Genomic DNA, 23,731 nt, shown 5'->3' with positions numbered 1-23,731 from the left:
TCTCCTTCGGTATCATTGTGTGGTGTCCGGGGTTTCCCGGTAAGAAATCAGCGGATTGACAATCTGACGCGTGCTGCCGTCGGTCAGTCCAAGATCGGTCAGATGCGGCCCGGCGTTACACGCAAGACAGGTTCCTTCAATGGCTTTGAAGACACGGTACGGCGGCTCCCAGTCGGCAATCTGGCTGCTGCGATCGCGTAATTCCTTGAACTGGCGGGCCAGCTCGGCAGGGGGAAGTTCTGACAGCATGCCCGCGATCGGCATCGCAACATGGGCGATAACGCGACCGTTTTGGACCAGCGCCATGCCGCCGCCGCTCTCGATCAGCGTGTTGGCGGCCAGCGCCATATCGTCGGGATCGCGGCCCAGCACTACCAGATTGTGCGAGTCGTGAGAGTAGCTGGTGGCAATGGCTCCCCGCAGCTCTCCCCAGCCTTCCAGCAGCGCGATTTGCGGCGTTGCCGCATGGCGCGCGTGGCGGTGCTGAACCCAGATCAGGCTAAAGCCAGCCGGTATTTCTACGCGTCCGTGACGAACCCGGGCGTCAGTTTCGCCCCAGCGGGTAAAACGCGCGCCGCTGATATGGCGCAGGCGCGCAACGCCGTGTTTCGCGTTATCGATGCGCATGGAAAAATCTCTGGCGGCCAGGGGCGACAGGCGCACGGTATCACGCGGCAGCGCCAGCGGTGTGTCAACGATGGGCTCGATCATCACCCCGTCGCGGGCAATGCATTTTCCGGCGACGTACACCCGGCGAGCCGTCAGTTTTTCCAGGGAGTCGAACACCACCAGGTCCGCGCGTCGACCGGCGGCAATCAGCCCGAGGTCGTTGCGCTGCAGGCGAAGGGAGGCATTCAGGGTGGCAAACCGCAGCGCGTCCGTCGCCGGAAGACCGTGCTCAATCAGCAGGTTGAGCAGGGCGATAATACCGCCTTTTTCCAGCAGCACGTCAGGCGGCACGTCATCGGTGCAGACCGTGATTTGCGACGAGAGATGCGGCAGCGTTTTCAGGGCGCTGACAATCTCGGGCAGCAGATAGGGATGCGAACCGCGGATCTCCAGCGTCAGCCCGGCGCGCAATTTTTCCAGCGCGTCCTCGGCGGAGGTGAGCTCATGGTCAGAGGTGACGCCCGCCGCCAGATACGCCTGTAAATCGGCGCCGCTGAGTCCACGCGCGTGGCCTTCAATGAGCTTCCCGCTTTCCAGGCCGGCCTGCAGGATTGCCAGCATACGCTGGCTGCCGTTCAGCACCCCGTGCATATCCATCACCTCCGCCACGCCGCGCACCTCCGGCCAGCCGAGCAGGGTATTCATCTCTTCGCCTGCAAAGTCCGCGCCGGACATCTCCAGCCCCGGTGTGGAAGGCACGCTCGAGGGCGCCGCGACCATCACCTGCAGCGGCAGGTTGCGGCTGGCCTCAATCGCAAAACGGACGCCATTCATCCCGAGCACGTTTGCCAGCTCGTGTGGATCCCAGAAGACCGCCGTGGTGCCCTGGGCCAGCACGATCTCCGCGTAGCGCGCGGGCAGCAGGTGCGAGCTTTCAAGGTGAACGTGCGTATCCATAAGGCCCGGCGAGAGGAACTGGTTGTTCAGGTCGTGGGTCTCAAGCGCATCGTCACGGCTGCCGCGCGGGTGGACGCTGGCGATAAGCGAGCCGACGATACCCACATCCGCCTCGCGGATCTCACCGGTTGCCATATCGACAATCCGGGTATGGGTAAGCAGCAGGTCAAACGGCGTTTCGCCTCGTGCGGCCTGAACGGCGCGGCGTCGGGTTTCGGCAGTCATGCAATTAACAGTTCCAGCATTGAAATATTGACGTTACTCTATGCACCCGGCAAACGTTTGCCCAGCTGATAAAATTTATCGCCCGATAACCCCGGCTTATTCTTTGACGCGTGTAATGGATAATCATGACGGAACCCTGGCAGCGCTTGCCTGCGCTCTCCCTTCGGCAGCTACAGTATTTTGTCACCCTGGCGCAGCTGCGTCATTTTACGGAAACTGCCAGTAAACTTGCCATCAGCCAGCCTGCGCTCAGCAGCGCCCTGCGGCAAATCGAAACGGTACTTGGCGGCAAGCTGGTTAACCGTACCGCGTCGGCAGTCACGCTGACCGAGCTGGGGAATGCCATTTTGCCACACGCGCAGCGGGTGCTCAGCGTGGCGCAGCTTGCGTTTGATGATATGCAGCAGATTGTGCAGGCCGGCGGCGACGGCACGGTGCGTATTGGCCTGGTGCCTTCCGTCAGCTCGCTGCTGTTTCCGCTGCTGCCGCAGACGCTTGCCCAGGCTTTCCCACGCCTCCGGGTGGAGTTTCACGATCAAACCAACGACGCGCTGGTGGCGCAGCTTCTGAAAGGGCAGATTGACTTTGGTATCGGGGCGCTGGACAGCTCGGTACCCGAAGAGCTGGACGTGTTCCCGCTGCAGGAGGATCCGTTTGTGGCGGTGTTCCACTGCGACGATCCGCTGGCCGCGTCGGCGCACGTGCCCTGGAAACAGCTGGTGGGCCGGGATATTGCCGTCTTCTCCAAAGGCAACATCCAGCGGCTGGTCAATGCGCTTGCCGAAAGCCATCGTCTCTCGCTGCAGACGCGCTATCAGCTGGACTACATCGAGACGCTTTACGGCCTGGTGCGTTCGAAACTGGCCGTGGCGATCTTACCGCAGCTTTATACCACCCATCTGCAGGATCCGCAGCTTAAGGTGGTTCATCTTCAGCAGCCGGCCCTGTCCCGCACGGTGGCGCTGATGCGTGCCCCGCAGGCGCTTCCCCCGCTCATTGAATCCTGCTTTACGCTGATGGTCGACACCTTACGCACGAAGTAACGCGACACTTCTTTACAGCGCGGCGGCGCGCAGCCCGCTAAGATGACCTCCGTTAAATCAAGAGGTCACAATGGACAACCGCAAAATGAGTCGACTGCGCCGCTGGGCGCGGGAAGGGATCATTCTCGTTCTGCTGACGCTGGTCGTGGTATGGGGCGTGGATCGGTACCGCAAGCCGACGCTGCCCGCCAGCTTTAGCGCAACTCCAATGCAGAGCATTGACGGCAAAAGGCACGATATCGCGGCGCTCAGCCAGGAGCGCCCGCTGCTGATTTACGTCTGGGCCACCTGGTGCAGCATTTGCCGCTACACGACGCCTGCGGTTAATCAGCTGGCTGAAGAGGGCGGGAACGTGGTGAGTATTGCCATGCGTTCCGGTGATAACGCGAAGCTTGAGCGCTGGGTTGAAAAGAAACAGCTGAAAATGCCGGTGATAAACGATGAAAACGGCGCGCTGTCGCAGGAATGGCAGGTAAGCGTGACGCCAACGCTGGTCATTGTGTCGAAGGGAAACGTTGTCAGTACCACGACGGGCTGGACGAGCTACTGGGGATTAAAAATCAGAATGTGGTGGGCAGGCGTATAAAGATAAACCCCTCTTCCGGCGGAAGAGGGGTTTTGTATTACTTAGCCAGAACTTCCTGCGCGGTGCGCTCAACCAACGACAGCAGGATTTTAATATCCTCCAGCGTCACGGTTGGGTTCAGCAGCGTCAGCTTCAGGCAGGTCACGCCGTTATGCTCGGTCACGCCGACGTTTGCACGGCCGGATTCCAGCAGCGCATCACCAATTTTCTGGTTCAGCAGGGCGAGACCCGCGTCGTCCATCTGGACCTGTCCGCGGAAGCGGAACAGAACGCTTGCCAGCTGTGGCTGCATAACCAGTTCCAGAGCAGGCTGCTCTTTCACGTAAGCCGCAACCTGCTGTGCCAGCGTCACGCCGTGATCGATGATCGCCGCGTACTGCTCCTGACCCAGCGCTTCCAGGCTCATCCACAGCTTCAGCGCGTCGAAACGGCGGGTGGTCTGCAGAGATTTGGACACCAGGTTTGGCACGCCTGCCTCTTCGTCGAACTCGGAGTTCAGGTAGGCCGCCTGGTAGCGCATCAGCTCATAGTGGCGCGCTTCTTTCAGCAGGAACGCGCCGCAGCTGATGGTCTGGAAGAACTGCTTGTGGAAGTCCAGGGTAACGGAATCCACCAGCTCAATGCCGTCCAGGTAGTGACGATACTGCTCAGACATCAGCAGTGCGCCGCCCCAGGCCGCATCAACGTGTACCCAGATGTTCTGCTTCGCCGCCAGTTCTGCAATGGCACGCAGCGGGTCGATAGCACCGGCGTCGGTGGTACCTGCCGTCGCAACAATCGCCAGAATCTGTTCGCCGTTCGCGTTGCACTGCGCAATTTTCGCCGCCAGATCGGTCAGATCCATACGGGAGAATTCGTCTGTTTTCACCTGCACGACGGACTGGTAGCCCAGACCCATCAGCGCCATGTTCTTCTGCACGGAGAAGTGCGCGTTCTCGGAGCACAGCACGCGGATTTTACGCAGATCGCCAACCAGACCGTCCTGCTGAACGGAGTGGCCCTGACGCGCGAAGAACGCATCGCGGGCCAGCATCAGGCCCATCAGGTTGCTCTGGGTGCCGCCGCTGGTGAAGACACCGGCGTCGCCAGCCTGATAACCCACGCGGGTACGCAGCCATTCGATCAGTTTGATCTCGATGATGGTTGCGGACGGGCTTTGATCCCAGGAGTCCATACTCTGGTTGGTGGCGTTGATCAGCACTTCCGCCGCCTGGCTTACCACCAGGCTTGGGCAGTGCAGGTGCGCCACGCACTGCGGGTGATGAACGGACAGGCTGTCTTTCAGGAAGAACTCCACAGCGCGTTCAATCGCCGCTTCGTTGCCCAGCCCTTTCGGGTTGAAATCCAGCTTAATGCGGTCGCGCAGTTCCGCGACCGTTTTGCCCTGGTACATCTCAGGCTGTTTCAGCCACTGCATCACAGCCTGAGTGCTTTGTTCAATCGCCTGCTGGTAAGCTTCAATGCTCTGCGCAGAGGAGAACAAAATTGGGTTTGAATCAGACATCGTAATCAACAACTCCGGTTACGCCGGGCGAACGCCCGCAGCAAGCAGCGCCTGCTCGAATTTATCCAGGAAGATCTTCAGCTCTTCATCGCTGATCAGCAGAGACGGCAGCAGACGCAGAACGATACCGTTACGGCCACCGCGCTCCAGAATCAGACCGGCTTCGAAGCACTTCTTCTGAATCAGTGCAGACAGCTCGCCGTCGCCCGGGAAGCAGCCCATGTGGTCAGCGGCTTCGTGCGGCTTAACGATCTCGATACCGATCATCATGCCCAGACCGCGAACGTGGCCGATAACCGGATAACGTTTCGCCATCTCTTTCAGCTGGCCTTTCAGCCATTCGCCTTGTGCCGCGACTTTGCCCGCGATGTTCTGGTCTTTCAGGATTTTCAGCGTCGTCAGACCGGTTGCCATCGCCAGCTGGTTGCCGCGGAAGGTACCGGTGTGGTGACCTGGCGCCCATGCATCGAACTGCTTTTTGATACCGAGCACGGCCAGCGGCAGACCGCCACCGACAGCTTTAGACATCACGATGATGTCTGGCTCGATGCCAGCGTGTTCGAAGGCGAAGAATTTACCGGTACGGGCAAAGCCAGCCTGAACTTCGTCGAGGATCAGCAGAATGCCGTGTTCCTGAGTCACTTTACGGATGCGCTGCAGCCACTCAGCCGGAGCCGGGTTCACGCCGCCTTCGCCCTGAACCGCTTCCAGAATGACGGCAGCAGGTTTACGCACGCCGCTTTCAACGTCGTTAATCAGGTTATCGAAGTAATAGGTCAGCGCTTTCACGCCCGCTTCGCCACCGATACCCAGCGGGCAGCGGTACTCGTGCGGGTAAGGCATGAACTGCACTTCTGGCATCATACCGTCAACCGCTTCTTTCGGAGACAGGTTGCCGGTCACGGACAGCGCGCCGTGAGTCATGCCGTGGTAACCACCAGAGAAGCTGATGATACCGCTACGGCCGGTCACTTTTTTCGCCAGCTTCAGCGCCGCTTCAACGGCGTCAGCACCGGATGGACCGGTGAACTGCAGGCAGTACTCTTTGCCCTGACCAGGCAGCAGAGAGAGCAGGTATTCGGAAAACGCGTCTTTCAGAGGCGTTGTCAGATCCAGGGTATGTAACGGCAAGCCGCTGGTAATGACATTTTGGATGCTTTTCAGCACATCAGGATGGTTATGGCCAAGCGCAAGGGTGCCTGCGCCTGCTAAACAGTCAAGGTATTCTTTATTATCTGCATCGGTGATCCATACGCCTTCTGCTTTAGTGATGGCTAAAGGCAGTTTGCGCGGATAACTCCTGACGTTAGATTCAAACTCGGCCTGACGGGCCAGATAGGTTTCGTTGCTTTTGTGGGCATCTACGGTGTCAATACGGACTTTATCCGTCATCATATCACTCCTACAACCGCCGCTTCGTTATGAGCCACGATTGAATAAAAAGTTAAAAAACAGATGGGGGCCTGAAAAAAACGCCGCCAATATAGAGCCTTTTGCCACGGGGCTCAATGGTTAATTTGTTTACTGTTTTGTGACACGAGGCGCAGGGGAAGGATTATCCCCGTTTTCAGAAAGGAAGTTGTACTTTATGGCAAATAAAAACAGCCTGTTACGTGCTTTCTGCTATGACGGTAAAAACATAAAAAAGAGTGTGACAAATCGTGCCATTCGCTCACTGAAAAGGAGGGTGACCGCCTCGTTAGCACGCTTATTTCTGCGACAGGTGCAAAAAGTTGTGGTCATGATGGATGCGCAACGGAATTACGCATTAAAAATGGGCTCTCAACGCGCGTGGTTTCGCGATGGGTTTCACCGTTAATAATATGCAGGGCGCTCAGGCGGCCAATTTCATAATGCGGCAGCTGAACCGTTGAAAGAGGCGGAAGAAAGAGCTCTCCGATGCCCACCATATTGTCATAGCCGATAACCGCGATATCTTCAGGGATGCGAAGCCCTTGCGCCAGCAGGGTCTGGTACACCATCAATGCGATACGATCGTTGCCGCAGATAACGGAGTCGAACCGGGGAATGCCTTTCTGAATGCGCGCCCGCACGGCTGACGGAATGTCGCGATAGTGCTCGTCCCCGAATGCCATGTAGCTGTGTTCCAGGCTGTCCGGGTCGAGCCCCGCTTCACGGCATGCGCGCTCCAGCCCCCGGCGGCGCCGGGTTGTGGCCAGATGGTCCGCCGGTAAATGCAGGCACAGGGGCTGTCGATAGCCCTCGGCGAGTAACGCCTGCACGGCGGCGTACTGCCCCTGTTCATCATCAGGGATATAGCTGGCGACCTGTTCACCGACGCTTTCGCAGTTGGCCAGCACGCAGGGAAGGGTGAGGAGCTTGGCAGGGAGAGGAACCTGGCGTAATCCCATTGTGGTGTAAATAATCCCGTCCGGGCGGTGGGAGAGCAGCAGATCGACGATCGCATCCGGGTTGTCATCGGTAAACATATTCATGACGAAGCTGTTCCACCCGTGCATCCGGGCGGTCTCTTCTATGGACAGCGTAATCTCCACCGAGAAGGGGGTCGTCACCGTATCAAGCGCCAGCACGCCGATGGTTTTCGGTGAGGCATGCGCGCCGCGTATTTTCTTGGCGGAAAGATCGGGTACGTAGCTGGTCTGCTCGATAGCCTGCTGTACGCGCGCCAGCGTTTCCGGCTTAAGGCGCTCCGGGCTGTTAAGCGCGCGTGAGACGGTCATCAGCGATACGTTAGCCAGCTTTGCGACGTCCTTCAGGGAAGCCATTTTCTTACTCCGTTAATGCCACGTGTTAAAGAGTATACAACTAAGTGACTGATGTAAAAGGAAAGGGTATGCAGTAGTGGTGTCAGACAGACATCAATGATGAATAGTCGATCGCGATCTCACTTCTGTAATGTTAACGTTAACTTTCGTGATTAACATCATGAATCTGATCTAAATCGCATGAGGAATGTTTAATGTTAACGTTACCATCGCGCCATTACTCCAACATGAGAATGTCATGATGAAAACGCATCACTCTCACAGCTACCCCTTATTGAGCGCATTACTGTTTTTCTTTTTTGTCACCTGGTCTTCTTCCGGCTCTTTGCTGTCCATCTGGCTTCATCAGGAGGTGGGCCTAAAAGCGGGCGATACCGGCATTATCTATGCCGTGCTTTCTGTCTCCGCGCTTTTCGCTCAAATCTGCTATGGATTCATTCAGGACAAACTCGGTCTGCGCAAAAACCTGCTCTGGTTTCTGACCAGCCTGCTCATTCTTTCTGGTCCGGCCTTTTTGCTGTTTGGCTATCTGCTGCAGATTAACGTTTTACTCGGCAGTATTTTCGGCGGGATTTATATCGGCCTGACGTTTAACGGCGGGATAGGGGTACTGGAGTCCTATACCGAGCGCGTGGCCCGCCAGAGCCAGTTTGAGTTCGGCAAGGCGAGGATGTGGGGATCGCTTGGCTGGGCGGTAGCAACCTTTTTCGCGGGGCTCCTGTTTAACATTAATCCGAAGCTTAACTTCGCCGTCGCGAGCTGCGCAGGGCTGGTGTTTTTTGTTTTGCTGGCGCGTCTCAGGGTCTCTTCCGCTCCGCACGCCATGCAGGAAGCGGTGTCCGGCGGTAAGGTCACGCTGGAAGATGCCTTGCGCCTGCTGACGCTGCCGCGGTTCTGGGCGCTGGTGTTTTTCGTTATCGGCACCTGTATTTATGGCGTTTACGACCAGCAGTTCCCGGTCTATTTCTCCTCCCAGTTCCCGACCTTACAGGAAGGGAACGCCATGTACGGCTATCTCAACTCCTTCCAGGTTTTCCTTGAGGCGGCGGGTATGTTCTGCGCGCCATGGCTGGTGAATCGCCTTGGCGCGAAGAATGGCCTGATTGTCGCGGGCATGGTGATGGCAATGCGCATGGTGGCATCGGGGCTGGTTGAAGGGCCGGTACTGATCTCCATTACCAAGCTACTGCACGCGGTTGAACTGCCCGTATTGCTGGTCTCAATCTTTAAATACAACAGCTTACATTTTGATAAACGGCTCTCTTCCACCCTCTATCTGGTGGGCTTTGCCTGTACAAGCTCGGTAATTGCCTCGGTCCTGTCGCCGCTGGCCGGTTACAGCTATGAGAAATACGGCTTTGCCCAGTCCTATCTCATTATGGGGCTATTAGTGTTCAGCACCACGTTTATCTCCATCTTCCTGTTGCGCTCGGGTAAGTCCTCTTCTGACCCGCTCATGACGCAACCTTCCACCATCTGATTGAAAGAGTAGAGAAATGACGTATTCCATTACAAAAGCAGAGCAGGAACTTCAGTCCAGACGCGAAGGGCTTAACCTGCGTTGGTATCCGCGTTACCACCTCGCTGCACGCGCTGGCTGGATGAACGACCCAAATGGCCTGGTCTGGTTTGACGGCTGGTATCACGCTTTTTACCAGCATCATCCGTACTCCACCCAGTGGGGGCCCATGCACTGGGGCCATGCGCGCAGCAAGGATTTAGTTCACTGGGAACACCTTCCGGTTGCGCTGGCGCCGGAAGGACCAGAAGACAAGGACGGCTGTTTTTCCGGATCGGCAGTGGTGGATGGCGATACGCTGGCGCTGATATACACCGGACATAAATTCCACGGCGATCCGGATGATGAGGCGAATCTCTACCAGGTGCAGTGCCTGGCGACCAGCCACGACGGCATTCATTTTGCCCGGCAGGGAATGATTGTTGACACGCCGCCTGGCCTGCATCACTTCCGTGACCCGAAGGTGTGGCGTGAAGGGGAGAGCTGGTACATGGTTGTTGGCGCGCGGGACGGCGAGACGGGCCAGGTGCGCGTTTATCGTTCTGCCGATCTGCGCGCGTGGCAGGATATGGGCGTGCTTGCGGTGGCAGAAAAAGAGATGGGCTACATGTGGGAATGCCCCGACTTTTTCACCCTCAACGGTAAACGCGTGCTGATGTTTTCACCTCAGGGGATGGCGGCAGAAGGATTCGAAAATCGCAATCTTTTCCAGAGTGGCTATCTGGTGGGCGATTGGCAGCCCGGTCAGCCTTTTGTGCATGAAGGTGAGTTTGTGGAAATGGATCGCGGGCATGATTTCTATGCGCCACAAAGTTTCCTCACGCCTGATGGCCGCCGTATCGTTATCGGCTGGCTGGACATGTGGGAATCCCCGCTGCCGGAACAGGAGGACGGCTGGGCAGGCATGCTCTCTTTACCGCGCGAACTGACGCTTGGCGCGGATAACCGTCTGCAAATGCGGCCGGCCAGAGAGGTCGAAGGTCTTCGGGGCGCGTGGTTCCCCTGGCCGGTTAGCACGCTTAACAATCAGCAGATGACTCTGCTGGAACGCTGCGACGCGATGGAGGTGATTCTGCAGTGGGATTGTGCTAACAGCACTGCGGAACAATACGGTATCCGACTTGGAGCCGGGCTACGCGTCTATGTTGATGCGCAGATGCAGCGCCTGGTGCTGGAGCGACACTACCCGCAGTACGGCCTGTGCGGTACCCGTAGCGTCACGCTCGATATGAGCGGCACGCTAAACCTGCGCCTGTTCGTTGACAGCTCTTCCGTAGAGGTGTTTGTGAATGACGGAGACGCCTGCCTTAGCAGCCGTATTTATCCTGATGAAGATTGCCGCGAGCTGGCGCTGTTTGCCTGGACCGGGACGGCGGCGCTTATCGATGCCGGGGCCTGGCAGTTAGGCTAACAGGGGCTTACGGCGTTTTAGTCATGCCAGCAATGATAAAAGGCGACCGGAGTCGCCTTTTGTATCTATTATAAAATATAACCTAAGGGCTAATGCTCAATGTTAAAAAATAGAGTTTCGTCAGCGGCCACAAATAAAGTACGCCTGGTACATAAAACCTAACCATGCTCCAATGACGATAAATGTCAGGTACATTACAACAGAAATAAAAATATATTTTGCCATGCTGATTACGTATTAAAGACCGATCCCCACACCTACTGAAGCACCCATGTTATTAGCGGTATCATCAGAGAAACTGACTTTCGCGATGGTATGTGAATTGACTTTCACGGAAGCCCCGACGGCAAGGGCGCTTTCACTGTTGTACGTTGCGCCGCCAGCGGAGAACATGACGCGCTGATTCGTTTGTACCTGCGGTAAACCGGCCATCGCCATGGCTCCGGAGATACCGGCGTTTGCCTCTTTTTTGTTATTGTCTATGAGAAAACTGGTACGGGGATAACAATACGATATCTCCACACCTTCCCTCTATCCGTTGTATGCCATATCATTGATGGACTTGACTGGCGTTAAACGCTTCATAACTAACACAGCGATAAGGCATATAAGCGATGGCTAGACCGTTTTCTCAAAGATATGGGCACGTTAAAGTTTCAGAGGTAATTCAGGTAGACAGTATTACTAAAGACTCCAGAATGGCTATGTGGAACTGCATCCATGAGGAGCTATTGAGGTATAGAAGTCAGACCAATGATACTATAGAAAATATTGTTAGAAGTGTATGGGTTAATTTTTTAAAAAATGATTCGTCTAAAGTACCAATATACCGTTCTACCGTAGGTGCCCCAGATTTAGTAGGGGAGGTTAAGAGGGCTATAATTAGCGCTCCTTGGTATCATGTTTACGACCTTATTGAGTTTATTGTTAATGAAACTCAAGGGACAAGCTTCGATGATTTATCAATATATTTGAATTCTGTTTTCAAATCCGAAGGGTTAGCATACTCCATTATTGAGGGTATGGTTGTTCCTGTGTCCACCTCTGTTGAGGTTGAAAGCATACAAGAAGGTATTGACACTGGCAGTGATTCTTCAAGAAAACATTTCGAATGTGCATTAGAGTTACTTTCTAACAGGGAACAACCTGACTTTAGAAACTCAATTAAAGAATCTATTTCTGCTATTGAATCCCTCTGCAAAAAAATCTCCGGTAATGATAAAGGAACTCTTGGAGATTGCCTTAAAACTATTGAGGATAAAGGGCATATTCATCCAGCAATGAAACGGGCCTTCCAACAACTATACGGATATACAAGTGACCAAGGCGGAATACGTCACGCTTTAATGGATGGAAGTGAAGAGCCAACCTTAGAGGAAGCTCGTTACATGTTGGTTATCTGTAGCGCGTTCAGTAATTATCTTATTTCTAAGATGAGTGATTAATTATCATAATGCGAGGCTAATAAAGTCTCGCATTTTAATGCATCTGCTGTACATTTTCATCTCCTCCATAGCTTGCCTGACCTGCCCCGAGTATTAGATACAACCGTCAGTTAGTCATGTCGGTTTGTTTACCTTCACATTTTCCATTTCGCCACCGTGCGGCAAGCTCTGGTTGTGTCTGATAATTCAGTGCCGAATGTGGCCGACACTCGTTATAATCCTGCCGCCAGTCGTTAATGATTTTCCTGGCGTGAACGATATCGCTGAACCAGTGCTCATTCAGACATTCATCGCGAAATCGTCCGTTAAAGCTCTCAATAAATCCGTTCTGCGTTGGTTTACCCGGCTGGATTAACCGTAACTCAACACCATGCTCAAAGGCCCATTGATCCAGTGCGCGGCAAGTGAACTCCGGTCCCTGGTCCGTTCATAACGTTGCCGGTTAGCCTCGAAACAGTGCAATACTGTTCAGAATACGCGTGACCTGAACGCCTGCAATCCCGAATGCGGTGATAATTGTCAGACACTCCTTCGTGAAGCCGTCCACATAGGTCAGGCACTTGATCCTGCGACAGGTGTCCAGCGCTTCCATGACGAATTCCATTGACTAGGTCAGGTTGGGTGCAGCCGGACGGAGCAGCGGCAGACGCTCCGTTGCCAGGCCTTTACGACGCCGTCTGCGTTTTACGCCCAGCCCACTGAGATGATAAAGGCGGTACACGCGCTTGTGATTAACATGAAGGCCTTCACGGCGCAGTAACAGCCAGATGCGGCGGTAGCCAAAACGCCTGCGCTCGAGTGCCAGTTCAGTGATGCGCCCTGATAAATGCGCATCAGCCGCCGGATGCTGAGCCTCGTAGCGGCAGGTCGACAGAGACAAACCTATAAGCCTGCAGGCATGAAGTTGCGACAGACCGGTCGCATCACACATAAACTTAACGGCTTCCCGCTTGTGGTCTTTCGTCAGTGCTTTCGCCCCAGAGCCATCTGAAGTGCCTCCTTATCAAGCATGGCTTCGGCAAGCAGCTTCTTGAGTCTGGTGCTCTCTTACTCAAGCGACTTCAGGCGTTTAACCTCCATACCGCCATACTACTTGCGCCAGTTATAAAAAGGTGGCGTGGGAAATGGCGTGCTTAAGACAGAGCTCAGGGCAGAAACCCCGGCTTCAGTCTTGCGGAGAATATTGATGATCTGTTCGTCGGAAAAACGCTTCTTCATGGGGATGTCCTCATGTGGCTTATGAAGATATTACTTACATCGAGGTTTATTAATCAACGGGTAGCAGGTCAGTGATAATCGCTGTGTTAAAACTAGTATAAAAGTGAAATAGTGCGTTGCTCCTTCTGCGTGAAGAAACGATGACCGGGAAGGCGGGCTTGTGCTAACGAGCCACTTACCTTAAGCTGGCGAGAAATCAGAAGATTGTTTTACCAAATGACTCGGGGTGCCCTTCTTTATGAAGGCTGAGAAATACCCGTATTACCTGATCTGGATAATGCCAGCGTAGGGAAGTCAGATGCCTTCCCGGTCATCGCTTCTTCACGCAAGGCAGGAGCGAAACTATGCAGCCTGACCTGCTCGATTTACACGTTTTACACCACTTCCGAACCCGTTCTCCGCTTACCCATTGTATGACCAACGATGTCGTGCAGACCTTTACGGCTAACGTTTTGCTGGCGCTTGGCGCATCCCCGGCGATGGTGATTGAGGCCGAAGAGGCCGAACAGTTTGCCGGGATGGCCGATGCGCTGCTGATTAACGTTGGCACGCTGACGTCGCCGCGCGCCCAGTCGATGCGCCGGGCGATTGAGGGCGCGGTGGCGGCAGGAAAACCCTGGACGCTGGACCCGGTTGCCGTCGGCGCCCTGGCGTTCCGCACCCGTTTTTGCCATCAAATTCTCGCCCTGAAGCCGGCGGCCATTCGCGGCAATGCCTCCGAAATTCTGGCCCTTGCCGGCATGAGCGCGGGCGGGCGCGGCGTTGATACCACCGACACCGCCGCCAGCGCGGTGCCTGCTGCCGAGGCGCTGGCCCGCCAGATTAATGCCATCGTGGTCGTCACCGGTGAGGTGGATTACATCACGGACGGACAACGAACCCGCACGGTCACGGGCGGTGATCCGCTGATGACGCGCGTGGTGGGCACAGGGTGCGCGCTCTCTGCCGTTGTGGCGGCGAGCTGCTCGCTGCCGGGCGATCGGCTGGATAACGTCGCTGCCGCCTGCGGATGGATGAAGCGGGCCGGAACGATCGCCGTTGCGCAGTCTGGTGGCCCGGGCAGTTTTGCCAGCGCGTTCCTGGATGCGCTGTACACGCTGGAGGAGCAGGCATGAAGCGGATTAACGCACTGACCATCGCCGGCACCGATCCCAGCGGCGGAGCAGGCATTCAGGCCGACCTGAAAACGTTCTCCGCGCTTGGCGCGTACGGCTGCTCGGTCATTACCGCGCTGGTGGCGCAAAACACGCGCGGCGTGCAGTCGGTCTACCGTATCGAGCCTGATTTTGTCGCCGCGCAGCTGGATTCGGTGTTCAGCGACGTGCGCATCGATACCACCAAAATCGGCATGCTGGCCGAGACGGATATTGTTGAAGCGGTGGCGGAACGGCTTCAACGCTATCAGGTGCAAAACGTGGTGCTGGATACCGTCATGCTGGCAAAAAGCGGTGACCCGCTGCTCTCCGCTTCCGCCGTTGAGACGCTGCGCAAAAAGCTGCTGCCGCAGGTGGCGCTCATTACGCCAAACCTGCCCGAAGCCGCCGCGCTGTTAGGTGCGCCGCACGCGCAAACTGAACGCGAGATGAAAGAGCAGGGGAATGCGCTGCTGGCAATGGGCTGCGGGGCGGTGCTGATGAAGGGCGGGCATCTGGATGACGCGGAAAGCCCGGACTGGCTCTTCACCCGCGATGGCGAGCTGCGCTTCACCGCGCCGCGCGTGCAGACCAAAAATACCCACGGCACCGGGTGCACGCTCTCTGCCGCGCTGGCGGCGCTGCGCCCACGGCATGAAAGCTGGGCCGATACGGTGCAGGAAGCGAAAGCCTGGCTCTCGGCGGCGCTGGCAAAAGCGGATAGTCTGGAGGTCGGTCACGGTATTGGGCCGGTTCACCATTTTCATGCATGGTGGTAGGCCTTATACTGGCAGGATACACCACGCCTGAGAAAAACAGAGATGGAACAAGCGCATACCCGGTTAATCGCTCAACTGAATGAACGGATCGCCACGCCCGACAACACGCCGCTGTACCTGAAGTTTGCCGAAACGGTAAAAAATGCGGTGCGCAGCGGGGTGCTGGAGCACGGCAATATTTTGCCCGGCGAGCGCGATCTGAGTCAGTTAACCGGCGTGTCGCGCATCACCGTGCGTAAAGCGATGCAGGCGCTTGAGGAAGAGGGCGTGGTGACCCGCGCCCGCGGCTATGGAACGCAAATCAACAACATCTTTGAATACTCGCTCAAAGAGGCGCGCGGTTTTTCCCAGCAGGTGGTGCTGCGCGGCCAGAAGCCGAATACGCTGTGGGTCAACAAGCGGGTGGTGAAGTGTCCGGAAGAGGTGGCGAATCACCTTTCAATTCCTCCCGAAAGCGAGGTATTCCTGCTCAAGCGTATTCGCTACGTTGACGAGGACGCGGTCTCGATTGAGGAGTCCTGGGTGCCGGTCGGGTTAATTCCCGATCCGGATGCGATCGGTATCTCACTCTACGATTACTTCCGCAGCCAGAATATCTTCCCGCAGCGCACCCGCTCGCGCGTCAGCGCCCGCATGCCGGATAGCGAGTTTCAGGCGCACATCAGGATGGATGAAAAAATACCGGTGCTGGTGATCAAGCAGGTCGCGCTCGATCAGCAACACCGGCCGATTGAGTACAGCATCAGCTACTGCCGCAGCGATCTATACGTCTTTGTGTGCGAGGAGTAATGCCTCGCGAGTGGGGGCGCAATCGCCGCCGCGGTGGCTGACCACCCAGGCGGCGACCGCGTTGCCGAGCTGCACCGCTTCCGCCAGCGACCATCCCGCCGCCAGCCCGGCAAGCGTGCCGCCCGCATGGCTATCGCCTGCGCCAATGGTGTCCACGACCGTAGCCGGGCACGCCGGAATAACGCCCGAGGCGTCGCCGTCATACCAGGCGGCACCGTCTTTATCATGCCGCACAATCAGCGCGGCGCCGAAGCGCTGCTGCCACTGTGTTCCTAGCGTTTCGACCTCCACGCCGAGCCGTTCAGCGGCAAGTTGCGCCTCCTGGCGGTTGAGCGACACGATCGGCCTGCAGGCCATGATCCGCGCCATCAGCGCGTCGGGGATATCCGCGATGCGAGGGCCGAAATCGATAAACGCCGTCACGTCCCGCAATCCTTCCAGCCAGCCCGTCAGCAGCTCGCCGCACGGCGAGGCCAGCTGGTAGCCGGACAAATAGACCAGGCTGTTTTGCGGAACATGAAGCGCATCAAGCCAGCGCTGCTGCCACTGGTTCTCCACCCCGCTAAACGACATAAAGGTGCGCTCGCCGTCTGGCTCCACCAGCGCCAGGCACCAGCCGTTGTCGCCGGTTTCAGCCTCCACCGCGCTGTGCAGATCCTGCTTTGCCATCGCGTTACGGATAATATCCGCCCACACGCCGTGGCCGACGGGCAGGGCGTTTTGCGCGGCGATCCCGAGCCGCTTCAGGGCGATGGCAATGTTCAGCGCACAGCCGCCGATATTCACCCCCTGCTGTTTTAACTCGATGTCACACCCGCGCCAGGGCAGGGCGTAGGCGTCGGCGATGACGTCAATCACCGCCGCGCCCAGCACCGTCACCGGGCGCGCGGCGTGCAGGGCGTCGAGACGTTGGGCAAATGAATTCATACGCCCTCCCTTTGCTCCCGGTAGTGCAACAGTTTCTCGCAGTAATGGCCGAAATCGAGCCTGTTAACCGCGTCGAGCTCGGCTTTGAGCGCCGGGTCAATGGCCTGCACGCCGTGGAGCGCCCCGCAGATGGCCGTCGCCATTGCGCCAATGGTGTCGGTGTCGCCGCCCAGGTTGGCGCATAGCACCGCGCAGCGGTTCGGGTCGGTTCCCGCCAGTTCGACCATCGCGATGGCCGCCGGAACGGACTCAACGGTACTGGTTCCCGCGCCAATAAGCTGATAAATCTGCTCGCTGGCGGAGTCGATGCCGTTGGCTTCCCGCACGGTCTTCAGCGCCAGCTCAATACGCGCCGCCAGCGACGCGCTGAAGGTGGTGGTTTTCGCTTCCTGCGCGTAGCGGGCGATACCCGGCAGGGCATCGACGATGTTCTGCCAGCTTTCCCCGTCGATAGCGCGTGACACCGCCCAGGCAATCACCACCGCGCCGGCAATCGCGAGGTCCGATTTATGGGTCGGGCTGGAGGCCAGCGCCACCTGCGCCACAAAGTGTTCCAGCCGCGTCGCCGGGAGCAGGCAGCCCAGCGGGGAGGCACGCATCGCCGCCCCGTTGGTCACACCGTTGTTTTCCAGCTCGCTGACCGGCTTTCCGTCACGAATCGCGTTAAGCGCGATTTTTGACGTCGGGCCGAGCACGTTCTTGTTAAAGGCGTCGAAATCGAGCGCCCAGCGCAGAATATGTTTGCCTATAACATCCGCGTTAATTTCCCCCTCGCACTCAATAATCGCATCCGCCAGGCACAGCGCCATTGAGGTATCGTCGGTGAACTCTGCCTGCCTGAAATAGCAGGCCGCGTTATTCTCAGCCGGGCCGGGTAAGAAGCGATCTATCCAGCCGAAGTGCGCTTTGACGCGCTTTCTCGGCCACAGCTCCGACGGCATGCCCATCGCATCCCCTAACGCCTGCCCGTAAAGGGCACCGAGAACACGTTCTTGTTTCATTTAACTTCCCCTTGTGTCAGCGCAGCATCGCCATCAACCACCTCAATTGCAGTGATCTCTTTGTCCGATTCGCGGAAAAACAGCATAAACAGCACGGCAATCACGGCAATCATGATCCCGCCGAATGCCCACATTCCGGCCCAGTTGAAGGTCAACCCATTCACCGGCTCTTTGTATGCGAACATTTTTTCCATCATTACGCCGCCGAGGCGGTAACCCAGCAGGCTACCAAACCCCTGACAGCACAGCGTAATCAGGCCTTGCGCGGCGGTGCGCATATGCACCGGCGCTTTTTTGTCCACGTAGATATACGCGGTTACGTAGTAGAAGTCGTAGCTCACCCCGTGTAGCAGAATGCCGAGGAACAGCAGGGCATAGGTAAAGTACTGCTCTGCACCGCCGTAAACGAAGAAACCGTAGCGGATAGCGGCGGTGATCAGGCCCAGCAGTAAGACCTTCTTAATACCAAAGCGTTTGGTGAAGAACGGCAGCGCCAGCATAAAGAAGATTTCGGAGAACTGGCCGAGCGTCATCCAGCCGGTGGCATTTTTCATCCCCACTTCGGTGAGATAGCCGTTGGCGAAGATGTAATAGAAGGCCAGCGGCATGGCGAACAGGAACGAGCAGAAGAAGAACACCAGGAAGTTTTTGTCGCGCAGCAGGATCAGCGCATCCAGGCCCAGCATCACTTTGATATCCAGCTTGCCGGTGCTTTTCGGCGGGGTGTTCGGCAGGAACAGGGCAAATACGCCGAGCAGGGCGGAGCTGGCGGCCGTCATCAGCAGCGGAATATTGGTATCAGAAATATCGCTATAGCCCAGCATCTGCGGCAGGAAGCCGCACGCCAGCCCGGAGGCGATCCAGCCGATCGTGCCCATCACGCGGATGCGCGGGAAATCGGCCTCGACGTCTTCAACGTTGGCGAAGGCAATACTGTTGGTCAGCGCAATGGTGGGCATATAGGTCAGGGAGTAAACCAGCAGCAGCGGGAAGAAGGTGCTGAACTGGGTTTGCTGTGCGGCGAAGTACATCAGAATCGCGCCGGCAAACATCAGCACCGCCAGCACTTTCTGCGCGGCAAAGAAGCGGTCCGTCAGCGAGCCGACAAGAATAGGGGAGAGGATTGCGGCAATCGCGGTACAGGCATAGGACCAGCCGATTTCCCCGGCGGTAAACCCGCTTTTGCTCAGCCACAGCCACAGCGGCACGAACCAGGCTCCCCAGATAAACCATTCAACAAACATCATGAATGACAGTTGGACTTTCGTTTTCATTTTTTAATCCTGCATGTCAGAGAGGGTACGCCTTTAACATACCACTTAATAATACCTTTTAAATACCTTTGAGGCGATTGTTTGATCAATGTAACAGTTTTGTTGTACACGAATCGAGCCAGCAGATTGTGCTGAAAAAAAATGCAAATGGTGGAAAATCTGTTAAGTCGGTACCAGGCTTAGTCTGCCCATAAATAATGGGACTGGATAAACACACACCGACACGACGTCGGACTTACGGGAGTATCACATGACTGATATTGCGCAGTTGCTTGGCAAAGACGCCGACAGCCTTTTACAGCATCGTTGTATGACCATTCCAGCCGACCAGCTGTATCTGCCTGGTCACGACTACGTTGACCGCGTGATGATCGACAACAACCGTCCGCCTGCGGTTCTGCGAAACATGCAGACGCTCTACAACACCGGGCGACTCGGCGGCACGGGGTACCTCTCTATTCTGCCGGTAGACCAGGGCGTTGAGCACTCGGCGGGCGCGTCTTTCGCGGCGAATCCACTCTATTTTGATCCGAAGAACATCGTTGAGCTGGCGATTGAAGCGGGCTGTAACTGCGTGGCGTCCACCTACGGCGTGCTGGCCTCCGTCTCGCGTCGCTATGCCCACCGCATTCCGTTCCTCGTGAAGCTGAACCACAACGAAACCCTCAGCTACCCCACCGAATATGATCAGACGCTCTACGCCAGCGTTGAGCAGGCGTTCAATATGGGGGCGGTTGCCGTCGGGGCGACGATTTACTTCGGCTCTGAACAGTCTCGCCGTCAGATTGAAGAGATCTCTGCGGCGTTTGAGCGCGCGCACGAGCTGGGAATGGTGACCGTGCTGTGGGCTTACCTGCGTAACAATGCGTTCAAAAAAGACGGCGTGGATTACCACGTGTCCGCAGACCTGACCGGGCAGGCGAACCACCTGGCGGCCACCATCGGCGCGGATATCGTGAAGCAGAAAATGGCTGAGAATAACGGCGGGTACAAAGCGGTGAACTTCGGTTACACCGATGACCGCGTTTACAGCAAGCTGACCAGCGATAACCCGATCGACCTCGTGCGCTACCAGCTGGCGAACTGCTATATGGGCCGTGCCGGGCTGATTAACTCCGGCGGGGCGGCGGGCGGGGATACTGACCTGTCAGACGCGGTTCGTACGGCGGTTATCAACAAACGCGCGGGCGGCATGGGGCTGATCCTCGGCCGTAAGGCGTTTAAGAAAACGATGGCCGACGGCGTGAAGCTGATCAATGCGGTTCAGGACGTCTATCTGGACAGTAAAGTGACGATTGCCTGACGCTTCCATTTGGGCTGAGGGTTCCCCACAAAATAATGCCTGCACGGACGACTCCCTCTCCCTTGAGGGAGAGGGTTGGGGTGAGGGGGAACATACGGCTCTGGTGGTCATTCCGTTCACTTCATGTTCCTTGCTACTCTGTAACGACATGACCGGTGAACGTGCCAGGGTGGCTCACTCGCCACCACCCTGGCAACCCGGGCTCCCGGCGGTAAATCGCCGCTTCGCGGTTCCCTCAGCTTATTCCTTCAGGCTATCGGGTCGGGCATGAGCCTGCATCCCTGCAGGCCACGCCCTCTCGGCGCATCCCTGCGCCTCGCCCCGGCCTTCCGGAAACGCCTCGGCGATTTACAGCCGGACCAGGGCATCGCTGTAAGCCATTCATTTTCCTGAAGCAACATTCACTGCTTCTGGTTAAAAAATTACCGGGGATCCCTCAGCCCGGTGTGAGAGTGCATCATCGCGCGCCATGTGAAACATCAGCGCAGAAGCGCACAGTCCGGCGGCAGCCGGCACTGCAGCGCGCCGGGCAAGACCTCAATGCGGAACTGCGTCCCGCTCAGCGGTTCCCCGTCGAGGTTAAACGTCATCCCGTGCGGGGCATTCACTTCAAACCACGCCGATTTTCCGGCGATGATATTTGGGCTCTCTTCCGGCTGCGTCAGCGTGGTAAACAGCGCGGGCAGCAGACCGTCGCCCGTGAAAATACGCAGCTGTAGCTGACCGTCATTGATCAGCGCTTCCGGGCATAGCTGCTGCCCGCCGCCTGCCTGGCGTCCATTGCCAATGCCAATCACCAGCGCGTCACCCTGCCACTGAAAATCCTCGCCGTGAATTTCGCAGCGGTCCGGCTTTAGGGTGTCCATGCGCATCAGGCCGTGGATCAGATATGACACGCCGCCCAGCGCCGCCTTCAGCTTTTCGGGCGTTTCGCTGGTGATGCGCGTGCCGAACCCACCGGTTGCCATATTGATAAAGCAGGTTTTGTCATTCACCTGAGCAATATCCACGGCGGTGGCTTTGCCGAGGATCGCCAGCTGGAGCGCTTTCTCTAACGCCTCCGGGATCCCGGCGCTGGTGGCAAAATCATTGGCGGTGCCGAGCGGTAAAATACCCATTACCGGGCGGTCTGTCGTGGGAAGATCGATAAGCGCAGAGGCGATCTCATTGATGGTGCCATCCCCGCCGCCGGAAATGATGGTCTTGACGCCCAGCCGAATGCCTTCATCGATGTACCGTGCTGCGTCACCTTTTTCGAATGTCACCCGTACGTGAATTTGCGCACCGTCTTCACGTAGTTCGGTAATTGCCTGACGCAATACATCGTTGCCGGCACTTTTGCCATTGAGAATCAATAAACTGTCTGGATAGGTTGCCATCCTCGCTGCTCCCTTTTTTAGCGTTAGTAAGAGTGTATAGCAGAGAGGAAAAAAGCGGGTAAGAACAGGATGAAAGGAGCAAACCAGGCACGAAAGCGCGTTACAATTCAGCGATGAGATTCATGTAATTACAGAAAAGCGATGATAAATAAAATTCTGGTAAGCGCATGCCTGATGGGCTTCAAAGTCCGCTATAACGGTAGTGAAAAATCCCGAATGAACGAGCAACTCGCTCGCTGGCAACAGGAACAACGTCTGGTTATCCACTGCCCTGAACTTGCTGCCGGGCTGCCTGTACCGCGTCCCCCGGCTGAGATTATCTCTGCAGACGGTAAAGACGTCATGAACGGGCAGGCCAGAATAATTGAAAATACAGGCCAGGATGTGACTGAGCAATACCGGCTTGCAGCGTGGCTCGCGCTGCGTACCGCTCAGGAATCTGGCTGTAGCGCCGCGTTGTTAACTGACGGCAGCCCAACGTGTGGCAGCGTGGTGATTTATGACGGTTCTTTTAGCGGTATACGCAAGATGGGTATGGGGGTTGCGGCATCGCTGCTCGCAGAGCATGGGATAGCGGTGTTTTCAGAGAGGCGAATCCTTGAACTTATAGCTTGGATTGAGGAAAGCGAAAGGAAAAATAAAGGCCGCCAGCAAACCCTGGGGCCTTTAACATGTTTGATTCACTTATGAGGAGGGTAATCGATCCCCCCATTAGGAGGCCTGCATCGAGAAATGCGATTTAATCCCAGTCTCCACCCTTTTAGAAAACCGAAACGCTTTAGGGTAATCAGCGTGTACTTAGAGCAAGAAGGGGTATGGCGGCAACGATTACGGATACTCTTTGGGGCATGACCACGATATATGAGTACGAAACGTATGCTGAGCCACTTAAGCATCAGCAACTTCTTTTCTGAAAGTAATAACGTAATAGTGAGTCAATGTTGATTTATTTCCGCCAAAACATCCTGGCCGCTCTTCAATGCCGATAGTATCAACGCGCTGGAATTCCCACCCCTCAGCAGCCCAGGAGTTGACTTCTTGCTGCAAATAGGCGGCTGCAACGCCATCTTTATTGTCCCTTGCCTTAACAGAAATGTTAGGTGGTATCTGAACCATTTTATATGTGTACATAAAATATCCCTTAGTATTTTGGTGGTTTCTGATGGTAAAGCTTAACGCCAGGTGATTCAAATGAATCGTTTGGGTATCAAGTTAATATGATTCCTTTGAAACTTATCTACATTCATTTCTGCCACAATTGGTGACTAAAATCAGTGTTGTGAACAGTTGATTACTCCTATGGTGACAGATGAGGTCAACGACTCCTGAGAAGGGGGGGTTATTCCCCTCACCTCGGAGCACACTACGTGCATGTAACCCGTTCAGCCGAATGGCGCATTGCTCCAAAGGTTTTGGCCGTTGAGCCTTTGACCTTAAAAAGCGATTCTGCCGCGCCCCGGAGTCCTGTCAATAACTGTGGAAAGGTCACCGGCGGCAGCGTCCAGTTATGACCTCCATACTGTCTGAGCAAGCCGCAGCGGATTTAAATCTGATTGAGCGCGGGGTTATCGGTTGGAATTAGCCACTCAAAACCAGCTAGCAAGCTCCATCAGCTAAGTTAACCCGAACCGAAAGAGAGCGCATGGCAAAGATATGTTTTCGATTTGGTTCAGGAAGAGATTACCCTCGAACGGTGGGAACTCAAAGCGCTGGCTCGTGGGGCAGCGGTGGTTTGTGGCGATAAAAAATTTAGATGTTCGACTGATGAGGAGTGGTAGGGTAATACACAACGAAAGGGATGGTTTTCATATGATGGTTACTGTATTTTTGAAAAAGGATAACAAACTGCTGGGCTTCCTATGAACTACGTAAAGGAGTTGAT

The 23,731-nt window shown here is 56.2% G+C and carries 21 protein-coding genes, 2 pseudogenes and 1 riboswitch; of the genes and pseudogenes, 11 read left to right on the top strand and 12 right to left on the bottom strand.

Annotated features, from left to right (window positions below; genetic code table 11):
* Positions 1–12: 12 nt before the first annotated feature.
* Positions 13–1,791, bottom strand: a complete 1,779-nt coding sequence (locus tag M2433_RS11205; protein ID WP_429054338.1) for an adenine deaminase — start codon at positions 1,789–1,791, stop codon at positions 13–15.
* A gap of 122 nt (positions 1,792–1,913) precedes the next feature.
* Between M2433_RS11205 and M2433_RS11200 the strand changes: the two genes are divergently transcribed.
* The gene (locus tag M2433_RS11200; protein WP_429054679.1) at positions 1,914–2,834 is read left to right on the top strand and encodes a LysR family transcriptional regulator; all 921 of its coding nucleotides are present in this window, start codon (positions 1,914–1,916) and stop codon (positions 2,832–2,834) included.
* 70 nt (positions 2,835–2,904) lie between these two features.
* Complete coding sequence (locus M2433_RS11195; protein ID WP_429054339.1) at positions 2,905–3,420, top strand: protein disulfide oxidoreductase; 516 nt, start codon at positions 2,905–2,907, stop codon at positions 3,418–3,420.
* Positions 3,421–3,457: 37 nt separating this feature from the next.
* On the opposite strand, the gene M2433_RS11190 is transcribed toward M2433_RS11195, so the two are convergent.
* From M2433_RS11190 to M2433_RS11180, 3 genes are all read right to left on the bottom strand, one after another.
* A complete protein-coding gene (locus M2433_RS11190; protein ID WP_429054341.1) occupies positions 3,458–4,924 on the bottom strand; it encodes a pyridoxal phosphate-dependent decarboxylase family protein in 1,467 nt (488 codons plus the stop codon).
* 18 nt (positions 4,925–4,942) lie between these two features.
* A complete protein-coding gene (locus tag M2433_RS11185; protein ID WP_014884533.1) occupies positions 4,943–6,319 on the bottom strand; it encodes a diaminobutyrate--2-oxoglutarate transaminase in 1,377 nt (458 codons plus the stop codon).
* A gap of 344 nt (positions 6,320–6,663) precedes the next feature.
* Positions 6,664–7,671, bottom strand: a complete 1,008-nt coding sequence (locus M2433_RS11180) for a LacI family DNA-binding transcriptional regulator (RefSeq protein ID WP_429054342.1) — start codon at positions 7,669–7,671, stop codon at positions 6,664–6,666.
* 238 nt (positions 7,672–7,909) lie between these two features.
* On the opposite strand from M2433_RS11180, the gene M2433_RS11175 reads away from it, so the two are divergent.
* Entirely contained in the window at positions 7,910–9,151 is a 1,242-nt protein-coding gene (locus tag M2433_RS11175; protein ID WP_429054343.1) for an MFS transporter, read from the top strand.
* A gap of 16 nt (positions 9,152–9,167) precedes the next feature.
* On the top strand, positions 9,168–10,601 hold the full coding sequence (locus M2433_RS11170; protein WP_429054345.1) for a glycoside hydrolase family 32 protein: 1,434 nt from the start codon (positions 9,168–9,170) through the stop codon (positions 10,599–10,601).
* A 237-nt stretch (positions 10,602–10,838) separates the two neighbouring features.
* Here the strand turns inward: M2433_RS11170 and M2433_RS11165 are convergent, their stop codons facing one another.
* Positions 10,839–11,033, bottom strand: a complete 195-nt coding sequence (locus tag M2433_RS11165; RefSeq protein ID WP_429054346.1) for a YadA C-terminal domain-containing protein — start codon at positions 11,031–11,033, stop codon at positions 10,839–10,841.
* 182 nt (positions 11,034–11,215) lie between these two features.
* On the opposite strand from M2433_RS11165, the gene M2433_RS11160 reads away from it, so the two are divergent.
* Entirely contained in the window at positions 11,216–12,046 is an 831-nt protein-coding gene (locus M2433_RS11160) for an AbiJ-NTD4 domain-containing protein (protein WP_429054348.1), read from the top strand.
* Positions 12,047–12,152: 106 nt separating this feature from the next.
* Here the strand turns inward: M2433_RS11160 and M2433_RS11155 are convergent.
* Positions 12,153–13,264: pseudogene (locus M2433_RS11155) on the bottom strand (IS3 family transposase).
* 212 nt (positions 13,265–13,476) lie between these two features.
* Positions 13,477–13,573, top strand: a riboswitch (TPP riboswitch).
* A gap of 35 nt (positions 13,574–13,608) precedes the next feature.
* On the opposite strand from M2433_RS11155, the gene thiM reads away from it, so the two are divergent.
* Genes thiM through M2433_RS11140 form a run of 3 tightly spaced genes read left to right on the top strand, consistent with a single transcriptional unit; the run spans position 13,609 to position 15,965 of the window.
* On the top strand, positions 13,609–14,379 hold the full coding sequence (gene thiM, locus M2433_RS11150) for a hydroxyethylthiazole kinase (RefSeq protein ID WP_429054349.1): 771 nt from the start codon (positions 13,609–13,611) through the stop codon (positions 14,377–14,379).
* The gene (gene thiD / locus M2433_RS11145; RefSeq protein ID WP_063431391.1) at positions 14,376–15,176 is read left to right on the top strand and encodes a bifunctional hydroxymethylpyrimidine kinase/phosphomethylpyrimidine kinase; all 801 of its coding nucleotides are present in this window, start codon (positions 14,376–14,378) and stop codon (positions 15,174–15,176) included. Before thiM ends, thiD begins: the two co-directional genes overlap by 4 nt.
* A gap of 42 nt (positions 15,177–15,218) precedes the next feature.
* Positions 15,219–15,965: a GntR family transcriptional regulator gene (locus tag M2433_RS11140; RefSeq protein ID WP_429054352.1), complete on the top strand. Its 747-nt coding sequence runs from the start codon at positions 15,219–15,221 to the stop codon at positions 15,963–15,965.
* Here M2433_RS11140 and M2433_RS11135 read toward each other — a convergent pair.
* The 3 genes from M2433_RS11135 to M2433_RS11125 are packed head-to-tail and all read right to left on the bottom strand — an operon-like array spanning position 15,939 to position 19,167.
* Complete coding sequence (locus M2433_RS11135) at positions 15,939–16,892, bottom strand: PfkB family carbohydrate kinase (RefSeq protein ID WP_429054354.1); 954 nt, start codon at positions 16,890–16,892, stop codon at positions 15,939–15,941. The two genes, M2433_RS11140 and M2433_RS11135, sit on opposite strands and share 27 nt — an antisense overlap.
* Positions 16,889–17,893 carry an ADP-ribosylglycohydrolase family protein gene (locus M2433_RS11130; protein ID WP_429054356.1) on the bottom strand — a complete coding sequence of 335 codons (1,005 nt, stop codon included), beginning with the start codon at positions 17,891–17,893 and terminating at the stop codon, positions 16,889–16,891. Before M2433_RS11130 ends, M2433_RS11135 begins: the two co-directional genes overlap by 4 nt.
* Positions 17,890–19,167, bottom strand: a complete 1,278-nt coding sequence (locus M2433_RS11125; RefSeq protein WP_429054358.1) for a nucleoside permease — start codon at positions 19,165–19,167, stop codon at positions 17,890–17,892. Before M2433_RS11125 ends, M2433_RS11130 begins: the two co-directional genes overlap by 4 nt.
* A 250-nt stretch (positions 19,168–19,417) precedes the next feature.
* Here M2433_RS11125 and fbaB point away from each other — a divergent pair, with 250 nt between their 5' ends.
* Positions 19,418–20,470, top strand: coding sequence for a class I fructose-bisphosphate aldolase (gene fbaB, locus M2433_RS11120; protein WP_047346516.1), 1,053 nt, complete (start codon positions 19,418–19,420; stop codon positions 20,468–20,470).
* A 479-nt stretch (positions 20,471–20,949) separates the two neighbouring features.
* Here the strand turns inward: fbaB and yegS are convergent, their stop codons facing one another.
* Positions 20,950–21,849 carry a lipid kinase YegS gene (gene yegS, locus M2433_RS11115; RefSeq protein WP_429054359.1) on the bottom strand — a complete coding sequence of 300 codons (900 nt, stop codon included), beginning with the start codon at positions 21,847–21,849 and terminating at the stop codon, positions 20,950–20,952.
* Positions 21,850–21,990: 141 nt separating this feature from the next.
* Here yegS and M2433_RS11110 point away from each other — a divergent pair, with 141 nt between their 5' ends.
* Positions 21,991–22,539, top strand: coding sequence for a DUF523 domain-containing protein (locus tag M2433_RS11110; RefSeq protein ID WP_429054361.1), 549 nt, complete (start codon positions 21,991–21,993; stop codon positions 22,537–22,539).
* On the opposite strand, the gene yidD is transcribed toward M2433_RS11110, so the two are convergent.
* Positions 22,530–22,745: a membrane protein insertion efficiency factor YidD gene (yidD, locus tag M2433_RS11105; RefSeq protein WP_072059227.1), complete on the bottom strand. Its 216-nt coding sequence runs from the start codon at positions 22,743–22,745 to the stop codon at positions 22,530–22,532. The genes M2433_RS11110 and yidD overlap by 10 nt on opposite strands.
* Positions 22,738–22,980, bottom strand: coding sequence for a hypothetical protein (locus M2433_RS11100; protein WP_047346513.1), 243 nt, complete (start codon positions 22,978–22,980; stop codon positions 22,738–22,740). Before M2433_RS11100 ends, yidD begins: the two co-directional genes overlap by 8 nt.
* Before the next feature lie 203 nt (positions 22,981–23,183).
* Between M2433_RS11100 and M2433_RS11095 the strand changes: the two are divergent.
* Positions 23,184–23,627, top strand: a pseudogene (locus tag M2433_RS11095) (replication endonuclease); the annotation flags it as partial.
* Positions 23,628–23,731 lie beyond the last annotated feature (104 nt).

The organism is Enterobacter sp. AC1 (genome assembly GCF_050434705.1).
In the GTDB taxonomy this organism is placed as follows: domain Bacteria; phylum Pseudomonadota; class Gammaproteobacteria; order Enterobacterales; family Enterobacteriaceae; genus Enterobacter; species Enterobacter cloacae_L.
This window is presented reverse-complemented; position numbering and strand designations above follow the sequence as displayed.